Origin of the sequence: Zymomonas sp. (assembly GCF_020216885.1) — a bacterium.
Lineage (GTDB): Bacteria > Pseudomonadota > Alphaproteobacteria > Sphingomonadales > Sphingomonadaceae > Zymomonas.
Window position 1 is genome coordinate 1 of record NZ_JAIWON010000008.1, and the last position, 10,000, is coordinate 10,000.

Consider the following 10,000-nt stretch of genomic DNA (forward strand, 5'->3'; position numbering starts at 1 on the left):
GCCGACCGCGACCGATCAACTGGGATAGAACCATGCGCTTTTAACAAGCGACCAAAAAGCGGCAAATCAACCAGTTCTTTTTTTAAGATAATGGCCGGATGCCCTAAAAAGCGCACCAACTCCAAGGTTTCAAACATGGATTCATGTTTAGCTACCACCAAATAAACGCAATCTTCCGAAGAAATAGTTTCCGGCTTATCGCCTAGCCATTCACTATGGACACCGATGATATGACGCGCCAAAAAGCTATGCAGTCGCGCCCAACGATTAGCCTGCCGCCACATGGCGGATTGTTTCCCCAGTAACAGAGGAAAAGCCATAAAAATCATCAGAACAGTCAGGCTATAAAATATGATCAGAAATAGCGCGGCGCGTAACTTGGCTATCATATATTCAATTCCAAATTCAGAACAGATAAAGCCATTCTCAAACGGCATAAATTTCAAAAGTCAGTAAAATATTCTCTTCCCAAAAGCCAGCCAAGATCATTTCTGATGGAAATAACGCCAGATAGAGGCCGGAGCCGAACGATAAGGAATCGAATTAAAACCAATGGCAACACTGGAACGCCGCCATAGATATTTGCAATATTCGATAATCCAGACTCGCCAACCAGCATGACTGGGAATGGCATCTTCAACGACTTTGATATCTTTCCCAATCATCAAAGACAGCTCGAAGCGCGCTCTTGCCATATGCCAATCTGTCGTAATCAGACGAACTGAATGATAGTGATTAAGCGTTATCCATTCAGCCGTTTCTTGGGCGTTAGAACTGGTATCAACAGCTTGGGTGCCTAGATCAACACAACATTCTATCAAATGGGAAGGAATATCATAAAGGGCGGCCAATTCTTCGGCTTTGACTTGGCGGTTAACGCCTGAAACCAGCATTTTTTTAGCTTGGTGACGCTCCAACATCATCAGGCCACGGTCAATCCGGCCAGCGCCGCCAGTCAGAACGACGATACCATCTGTTACCTGTTTATTCGTCGGATGCGCATGGAAAGAATAGAAAAGCCAAAATCCTCCTAACCAAAGCATAAAAAGACAGATCAAAAAACGGAGAGATCCAATAAGAATAGCTTTGGCGTTCATAAAGGGAACCAAAAGGAAAATCCGCGTCTTGTCATCTTTTTTCAACCATCCGCAAAACGATTATATGAGCTGTCATAACCCCTATTATAACCGTGATAATAGGCAAAAAAGCGATAAAAAGCAGCGGCAAAAAATTTATACTATCCGAATGGAAAATAGGGGTAGGTAAACTCGCCAGTAAACGCCTAGATAAAACCGCGATTAAAATCGAAATAGCACAGCCGATAACGCTTCCTTTGAAAACATCAAATCCGGTTTTATAACAGAATAAGCCCGCTATCCGCTTCTGCTCTGCGCCTAGTAAAGACAGTAAAATAATCTTGTCATGACAGCCATTCACAGCAGACCGCACCGCCAATGCAATGATAGCAATTGTAGCAAAAAATAAAGAGAGAATAACGCTCCAAAGTAAGCTGCTTAAAAGAGATAGAAAAGACAACAACGTCGCCCCACTGGAACCATGGTCGTCCAGAGAAGCAGAGGGGGCAGCATGATGAATTTCTGCCGCGATCGCCTGTTTATCGCCATGTGGCAAAATCGTAAAATCAATCAAAGCAGGCAAAGTGATTTCAGAATCCGCATGATCGCCCAACCAGGGTTCAACCAGCTTTTCTAATTCCTGTTGAGATAAAGCATGCACAGATTTTACCGATGACAGGCTTTGTAATAGGTGCAAGGCCGCTTCTTTTTGCCTATCTCTGTTCGATGGATCAGCTTCGACAATCTGAACTGTTAAACGGTCGGCTAGCTGATCGTGCAGGGAAATAGCTCTTTGATGAATAGATAGCACAAAAAGCAAGGCCAAGGTCAAAAGCGCCATCATCAAAGCCACAAGCCATGAAAGCATACGGGAAAGAGGCGCTTTCCCCAAAAGATGTTGATCCTGAAAGAATATCAGCTTTTTCATTTCAAGGGAGACCATTGGTCGAGAAGCGCCACAGATTCAAGATTTCCCTTTGTTCCTAAACGGATATGTTTGGCATGCGGCACCCTATCCAACAAATGCAGGTCATGGGTTGCCATGATAACCGTCATCCCTCTTTTGCTAAGAGCAGACAGCAAATGTAGAATAGAGGCTGCCAACCCATCATCAATATTACCGGTCGGCTCATCTGCGACCAAAATTTCAGGACGACGAATAAGCGCGCGGGCAATCGCTATTCTCTGCTGCTCACCACCGGATAGCGTTTCTGGAAAATGAAAGGCTTTATCAGGCAGATCAATCTGAACCAAAATCCGGCCAACTGTAGAATGGATAAAATTTTCTTTTCGTCTATCCAAACGCAAAGGCAGCGCAATATTATCAAAAACATTCAGTTCAGGAACAAGACGAAAATCCTGAAAAACAATACCGATGCGCTGTCTCAAACTCGGGATATAGCGTTCGGGTAAAGTCATTACATCTTCACCGAATATCCGCATACTACCGCGATAAGGCCGCAAAGCCATATAAATCATCTTCAACAGGGATGTTTTACCAGCACCAGACGCACCCGTCACAAAATAGAATTGTCCCTGCTCAAATGTCAGATTGAGATCGGATAAAATATCAGTCCCTGCATTATAAGCAAAATGGACATGATCGAACTGAACGATAGCGCTCAAAAAGGCCTCTTTTTTAAAAACAAAGTAAACTATCCCACAAGACAAAATTAAAAAATGCCTTTATATCAGTAAAGCACCTTATTATTGAGCATGTTTTGGAAAAAGCGGTTCTTATTCCGAACAGCCGGATACTTGCTCCGGTCAGCAAGGCGTGCTTTACCGGATTAAGTGGCATAAATACTCCTCATACAAGCGTAGAAGAGCCATGATTTTAACCTGTCCAGCCTGCCATACCGATTACGAAGTTCAAGATGGCATGATTACGGCGAATGGTCGTCGTGTTCGTTGTGCCAGTTGCGGTCATAGCTGGATCGCCTACCCTGACAGTCGTGACGAAACAGAAGCCCCTGTTCCTGAATCCTCCGATCAAGGGGAGACCGTTTCGACCTCTTCAGAAGAAGCGCTTCAAGAAGAAAACACGCCCAAGGACAAGCCAACCTCGTCTTTATCACAACAGTCTTCTTCCGATAGTAAAGAAGAAAGCGAGGCATTGACTGAACCGAACAGCGCGGAATCGATAAAATCGGATAGCTATTCAGAAAAAGCAGTTTCAGAGAAAAAAGAAGAAAGCAGCATCGCATCGGTGCCTTTTCTGGCGGCATTATCGGCTCAAGAAAAATCGACTTCTTTTGATCAAGAAAACGAAAATAAAGAAGAAAGCTTTTCCTCCCAAAAGCCAGAATCCAACGATTTCTCAGCTTTCAGCTACAAACTTTCTTCCAACACGCAAGATTATGATTTTTCCAATGATCAGGATGACGATCTAACTCGGAATTATGATTTCCGTAATCATCGGGCATCGCTACCCGCCAACCCGACAAAACCTTGGATGAAAAGCTGGGTATTAGGCACAGCCGCTGCACTTATTGTTTTGCTGATTGCAGCAAGCACTTATTATTTTGTTCACAGAAAGCCTTCTAATGCCGCTTTTGCCTCGACAAAAACCGCTGAGAACAGCCTAACGATTGAGCATGTCACCAATGAAAGACATCGCACCAATAGCAATAACGAGCTTCTTTCTATTTCAGGACAAATCGTTAACCACGACAATAAAACCCTGAAGGTGCCAGATATCCGCATCGATCTTTTGGATGATAAAGGACAGTCCGTTTTTAACTGGATCGCCCCTGCCCCAATTGCTAGTTTGAAACCGGATGAAGTCGCTCAATTCGACAGCGCCACTTTCAACATCCCCCCCAATGCCAAGAATATCAGCATCGATTTTTTATCAGCCCCCGGCAAATAGCCCCGTAATCAGGACGATATGACATGATTTTAATCTTGGAAATTATCTATTTTATGCTCAATATCTTGTGGTGGGTTATTCTCATTCAGGCCGTATGCTCGTGGCTGATCGCTTTTAACGTTATCAATTCCGATAACGAGTTTGTCCGTAAAGTCGTCTATACCCTCGATCAGCTAACGGAACCGCTTTATCGTCCTATCAGAAAAATATTACCGGATTTCGGGGCAATAGACCTTTCTCCGGCAGTCGTGCTGATGGTGATTCTAATCGTCAATCAGTTTATTATCCCTCAAATGGTCAGCCATATTTATATGATGCCTTTCCACGGTTTTACCAATGGTGACGTGTAAGAAGATATATTGCGCCATTATGATATAAAATTTTCAAAAACAACTTGAAAACAGAATATCATATGGTAAAATGCTGGATAGATTGTTATCCATTTTAATAAAAAAATTATAACTTTCTCTTTGAATTTCGGTAATGGCAAGCGTATTGACGGCGTTTCTTTTTTATCTGGCTTTTTGAGCTTTCATTTATGATCTCTCTTTTTATATCGACCTGCATCTCGCTCTTTGTCGTTATCGACGTGCCGGGATGCGCCCCTATTTTCGCAAGCCTTACCAAAAACGCGACACCGACAGAACAACGGACTATGGCCATAAGAGCGGTTCTGGTTTCGTCCGGTATTCTAGTCTTTTTTGGTTTTCTAGGGGAAAGCTTTCTTCGCGCTGTCGGCATTGGCTTAGCAGCCTTCCGAATTGCGGGGGGTATTTTGGTCTTGTTGACCGCTATCGAAATGGTCTTTGAAAAGCGCACCCAGAAAAGAGAGGATCGAGCCAGACAGGTCAAAAAAATACCTGAAGAAGCCGAAGATATTTCTGTCTTTCCGATGGCAATTCCAATGATTGCAGGCCCTGGCTCTATTGCAACGATTATGTTGCTGATTTCCAAAACCGAGAATTGGGAACAACGCATCACCGTTTTTGGTGCGTTAGGTGCTATTCAAATTATGATGGTTATTTCTCTTATTCTTGCAGGGCCGATCATGCGCGTATTAGGCCGCCGCGCAGAGGCTATGATAACCCGAGTATTAGGATTGATCTTGGCCGCTTTGGCGATACAATTTATTCTAGATGGCTTAAAAGAATTTTTTCATTTTTAAGATTTATTCACTAAAATCATTTTTTATTGCAAGGCTACTGCTCTTTCCTTGTCTTATAGTTTTAATACGCTTACAAAATAAAGCATGGTGGATCCGTTCCACGATGCAGATTGTCCAAGTTCCGCCATCAGTCATGATGGCGGAATTTCAGTTTTCTGAAAGACATCGGCATTCTTTGAAAAGGCTTTATTCAGGCTAAATATCCATAGCAGCTTCATCAAATTGAGCTGCATTAGCCTGAATAAATGCAAAGCGATGCTCCGGCTGGCGTCCCATCAAACGATCCACCAAATCCGATATTTCCTGCCTATCCTGATAATCTTTCGGTAACGTCACTCTTAAAAGACTGCGGGTCTTGGGATCCATCGTGGTTTCCCGCAATTGTTGGGGATTCATCTCACCCAAACCTTTAAAGCGAGCGACCTCGACCTTTCGGCCTTTAAAAACCGTTTTTTCTAATTCTACCCGATGATTGTCATCCCGAGCATAAAGAGTTTTGGCACCGGCCTTTAAACGATACAAAGGCGGCTGCGCCAAATAGATATGGCCATTCCGAACAATCTCGGTCATTTCACGGAAGAAGAAAGTCATCAACAAGGTTGCGATATGCGCCCCGTCAACATCAGCATCTGACATGATAATAATGCGCTCATAGCGCAAGGCTTGCGGATCACAACGATCACGGACACCACAACCCAAAGCCTGCGTAATGTCGGAAATCTCCTGATTAGCCAAGATTTTGGCATTGGTCGCCGCCGCGACATTCAAAATTTTACCCCGAATAGGTAAAATAGCCTGCGTCTTACGATCACGGGCTTGCTTGGCGGAACCGCCAGCAGAATCTCCTTCAACGATAAATAATTCGCTATTTTCAGCCGTATCCTGACTACAATCGGTTAATTTACCGGGCAGCCGTAACTTACGAGCGGCTGTCACGGTTTTCCGTTTGATATCCCGTTCAGCACGCCGTCTCAGGCGCTCATCCATCCGCTCCATAATAAAGCCGAGCAAGGCACGCCCACGATCCATATCATCCGTCAAGAAATGGTCGAAATGGTCACGAATAGCCTTCTCAACCAATCCTGCCACTTGCGGGTTGGTCAAACGGTCTTTTGTTTGGCTCTGGAATTGTGGTTCCCGAATAAACAGGGACAGAACCATATCCGCCCCAATAATCACATCTTCCGGTGCGATATCCTTGGCCTTTTTCAGGCCAACCAATTCACCAAAGGCTCGCAACCCTCGAACCAAAGCCAAACGTAAACCTTGCTCATGGGTGCCGCCAGCCGGTGTTGGAATGGTATTACAATAATAAAGAGACGAGCCTTCCGACCATAATGGCCAAGCCACTGCCCATTCTACCGAGCCATCTTCATCGGAAAAGCTCTGCCGCCCTGTAAAAAACTCTTTGGTAGCACAGTCTCTTTTCCCGACTTCTTCTTTCAGGTAATCGGCCAAGCCTCCGGGAAAATGGATAACCACCTTTTCCGGCACGTCTTCAGAGGCCAGTTCTGGAGCACAACGCCAAATAATTTCGACACCGGCGAAGAGATAGGCCTTAGAACGCACCATCCGATATAATTTGGCAGGTTTAAAATGGAGATTCTTCCCGAAAATTTCAGTATCAGGAATAAAGGAAACCGAGGTGCCGCGCCGGTTTGGTGCATTGCCAACCTGTTCCAATGCCCCAAGAGGCAGACCACGCGAGAAAGATTGCCGATAAAGCAAACGATTGCGAGCGACCTCAACGGTTGTTTCAGATGACAACGCATTCACAACCGAAATACCGACACCATGCAAACCGCCTGATGTTGCATAGGCCTTATTCGAAAATTTGCCCCCTGAATGAAGCGTGGTCAGGATCACTTCCAACGCTGATTTATCAGGAAATTTTGGATGAGGATCAATCGGAATCCCGCGACCATTATCAGTAATGGTTAAACGATCGCCAGTATCCAGAGTGACTTCAATGCGGGTTGCATGACCCGCCACCGCTTCATCCATGGCATTATCAAGGACTTCGGCGGCCAAATGATGGAAAGCGCGCTCGTCAGTTCCACCGATATACATACCCGGCCGCCGCCGGATCGGCTCCAGCCCTTCTAAAACTTCAATAGAATCCGCGTTATAATTATCAGCGGAAGGCGTTACGGTAGATTTAAAAAGATCGTCTGACATATAAGAAAGCTTTATAGAGTATTTCCATAGGCAGTGAAAGCGTCTCTCAATCAGCTAGCCCCCGTGATATCAGTCGATATCGACAGGGAAGCTATAATGCTGACCACAAAATTCACAATCTATCTGAATAAGCCCATTTTCATCACACATTTCAGCCCGCTGTTCCTTCGGGAAGCGCATGATAATGTTTTTGAAACGTTCTTTATCACAGCGGCACAAAGTCGAAAAAGATTTCGATCCGGTGATATTGATCGGCTTTTCGTCATGGAATAACCGCCAAACGATGTCTTCGCAACTCAAGGCCTGTTCGGTCAATTCTTCCGGTTTAATGGTTTCACCCAAAAGACGAACATGATCCCAGTCAGGATTATCAAGTCCCTGATGGGTCAATCTTGGGGCATTGGTTTCGTTTTTGGGGAGATGCTGTAACAATAACCCGCCAGATATCCATCCACGGCCATTTTCGGGTGGCTTTACAGCGATCCGAATTAAGGTCGGAATTTGATCGGACTGGGTAAAATAATTCTCGACAGCCTTAGATAGAGACTCTCCGGTCAGGGCAACAATACCCTGATAGCGTTCACGGCTAGCCGACTGATCAAAAATAATAGCGAGATAGCCTTCACCCACAAGGTCAGTCAGAGAGGGTTTTTCAGGTAAAGCCGCCTCTTTTTCTGCATTAAATTCAAGATAGCCGCGAATAACATCATTTTTAAAATCGCAAACCAACAAGTCAACCGCGCCCCCTTCGGCACGGATTTGCAGTGTAAGCTGACTATCTTTTTCATCTAACAGACTGCCTAACAGTCCTGTCAGGGTCAAAGCCTCTGCCAAGAAAGAAGCCAGAGATTGCGGATAGTTATGATTAGAAAGAATTTTGTCCAAAACACTATTCAGATGCAGCATTCGGCCTCGGGCATCCAAAGCGGGTAGCGTAAAACTCAAATAGCGATCGAGATTTTCAGAAGGACTATTCTGGATATTCTCACTCATTTTTACCTCGCATCCTCTGACCCATAAAAAGTAAGCTGACAAAAAGATGCCAGCTTACTTGAAGGGTGATGCCCCTTGCTGGAATAAAGCAAGAGGACATAGTTAATTTCAGGCTATGTTAGGGTATTTTATAATAACCCTAATGACCAAAGCAGAACCGACTTCTGGGCATGGAGCCGGTTTTCAGCTTCATCCCAAACCACCGAACGAGAACCATCAATAACGGCATCAACGACCTCTTCACCGCGATGGGCGGGCAAACAATGCAGGAATAGCGCCTGATCGCCAGCCTTTGCCATCAAGGCTTCATTAACCTGATAAGGCTGCATAGCCGCCATTTTTGCTTCCGCATGCGCCTGCCCCATAGAAATCCATGTATCGGTTACGACGACATCAGCACCTTTGACCGCTTCATCGGGATCATCGGTAATAACTACATCGCAGCCCGCTTTACGCGCTGCTTCGATAAATTTCGGATCAGGTTCATAACCATGAGGACAAGCGGCGATAACAGAAAAGCCCATAAGGCCACTGGCTTCAATGATGGAATATAGCACATTGTTACCATCACCCAGCCAAGCCCAACATGTGCCTTCCACTTTACCCTTATGCTCGATCACCGTCAGCATATCCGCCATAATCTGGCAAGGATGGGATAAATCCGTCAAACCATTGATAACCGGAACCGAAGCATAACGCGCCAGTTCCTCGATTTTCGCATGGTCATCAGTGCGGATCATGATCGCATCAATAAAGCGGGATAACACACGAGCCGTGTCGGCAATGGTTTCACCACGACCGATTTGGGTCGATCCGGATTCCATAACGATGGTACTGCCCCCAAGCTGTCGCATTCCGACATCAAAAGATACTCTTGTCCGGGTTGAGTTTTTCTCAAAAATCATTCCAAGAATAGAATCTTTTAACGGCGCATCGGCATCAACCCGTCCTTTTGGCCAGCCTTTTCGTGCCTGTTTACGAGCCAAAGCATCCGCCAGCATGGCTTTCACAGCATCCGCACCAGCATCAGCAAAATTCAGAAAATGACGACGTTTTATTGAATGGGGCACAGTAACCACCTTTATTCTATGGCCGAAAAATCAAGCCGCTTGAGCTGGAACATAGCTTTTCAAGCCAGATTCCAGTTTTTCCATGAATTCATCGATATGCTTTTCTTCGATGACCAAAGGCGGCAATATACGGATAACATTATCTGCCGCAGCCACCGTTAGAAGGCCATGATTATCACGCAAATGCGCAACCACATCACGAGATGGAACCGATAATTTCAAACCACGGATCAAGCCACGACCACGGGCTTCTAAGCAAAGCTCGGGGTATTTTTTAGCGATTGCGTCCAGCTTTTCAGCCAGAATATTACCCATTTTCTGGACATGGTCGAAAAAGCCATCTTCCAGAATGATATCAAGGATGGACTGACCGGCTGCCATTGCCAGTGGATTGCCACCATAAGTTGAACCATGCGTGCCGAAGACCATACCTTTTGCAGCATGTTCGGTTGCAAGACAGGCGCCTAATGGGAAACCACCACCGATACCTTTGGCAACGGCCATAATATCCGGCTTGATGCCATATTGTTCATGGGCAAAGAAAGTGCCAGAGCGGCCATAACCGCACTGAACTTCATCCAGAACCAACATCAATCCTTTTTCGTCACAAATGCGACGCAGGCCTTTCATGAATTCATCCGTTGCA

10 protein-coding genes and 1 pseudogene are annotated in these 10,000 nt (G+C 45.3%); 3 read left to right on the forward strand and 8 right to left on the reverse strand.

The genetic code is table 11. From position 1 onward, the window contains the following. The 4 genes and pseudogenes from LDL18_RS00375 to ftsE all read right to left on the reverse strand — a co-directional run. Positions 1-320, reverse strand: a pseudogene (locus LDL18_RS00375) (1-acyl-sn-glycerol-3-phosphate acyltransferase); the annotation flags it as partial. A 165-nt stretch (positions 321-485) separates the two neighbouring features. Next, on the reverse strand, positions 486-1,142 hold the full coding sequence (locus LDL18_RS00380; RefSeq protein WP_296505961.1) for a YdcF family protein: 657 nt from the start codon (positions 1,140-1,142) through the stop codon (positions 486-488). Next, positions 1,129-2,004, reverse strand: coding sequence for an FtsX-like permease family protein (locus LDL18_RS00385; protein WP_296505963.1), 876 nt, complete (start codon positions 2,002-2,004; stop codon positions 1,129-1,131). The genes LDL18_RS00380 and LDL18_RS00385 overlap by 14 nt, the downstream gene beginning before the upstream one ends. Continuing rightward, positions 2,001-2,702, reverse strand: a complete 702-nt coding sequence (gene ftsE, locus LDL18_RS00390) for a cell division ATP-binding protein FtsE (RefSeq protein ID WP_296505965.1) — start codon at positions 2,700-2,702, stop codon at positions 2,001-2,003. The genes LDL18_RS00385 and ftsE overlap by 4 nt, the downstream gene beginning before the upstream one ends. Positions 2,703-2,907: 205 nt before the next feature. On the opposite strand from ftsE, the gene LDL18_RS00395 reads away from it, so the two are divergent. The 3 genes from LDL18_RS00395 to LDL18_RS00405 all read left to right on the forward strand — a co-directional run bounded on the left by LDL18_RS00395 (position 2,908) and on the right by LDL18_RS00405 (position 5,113). After that, positions 2,908-3,948, forward strand: coding sequence for a zinc-ribbon domain-containing protein (locus tag LDL18_RS00395; RefSeq protein ID WP_296505967.1), 1,041 nt, complete (start codon positions 2,908-2,910; stop codon positions 3,946-3,948). A 23-nt stretch (positions 3,949-3,971) separates the two neighbouring features. Beyond that, a complete protein-coding gene (locus LDL18_RS00400; RefSeq protein ID WP_296505969.1) occupies positions 3,972-4,298 on the forward strand; it encodes a YggT family protein in 327 nt (108 codons plus the stop codon). Positions 4,299-4,486: 188 nt separating this feature from the next. After that, the gene (locus LDL18_RS00405) at positions 4,487-5,113 is read left to right on the forward strand and encodes a MarC family protein (protein ID WP_296505971.1); all 627 of its coding nucleotides are present in this window, start codon (positions 4,487-4,489) and stop codon (positions 5,111-5,113) included. A gap of 195 nt (positions 5,114-5,308) precedes the next feature. Here the strand turns inward: LDL18_RS00405 and parE are convergent, their stop codons facing one another. From parE to LDL18_RS00425, 4 genes are all read right to left on the reverse strand, one after another. Continuing rightward, on the reverse strand, positions 5,309-7,291 hold the full coding sequence (gene parE / locus LDL18_RS00410; protein ID WP_296505972.1) for a DNA topoisomerase IV subunit B: 1,983 nt from the start codon (positions 7,289-7,291) through the stop codon (positions 5,309-5,311). A gap of 69 nt (positions 7,292-7,360) precedes the next feature. Further along, entirely contained in the window at positions 7,361-8,284 is a 924-nt protein-coding gene (locus tag LDL18_RS00415; protein ID WP_296505973.1) for an Hsp33 family molecular chaperone HslO, read from the reverse strand. 128 nt (positions 8,285-8,412) lie between these two features. Continuing rightward, positions 8,413-9,354 carry an ornithine carbamoyltransferase gene (gene argF, locus LDL18_RS00420; RefSeq protein WP_296505975.1) on the reverse strand — a complete coding sequence of 314 codons (942 nt, stop codon included), beginning with the start codon at positions 9,352-9,354 and terminating at the stop codon, positions 8,413-8,415. A gap of 30 nt (positions 9,355-9,384) precedes the next feature. Then, positions 9,385-10,000 (reverse strand): aminotransferase class III-fold pyridoxal phosphate-dependent enzyme (locus LDL18_RS00425; protein ID WP_296505978.1); only part of this gene is annotated, 616 nt, incomplete at its 5' end.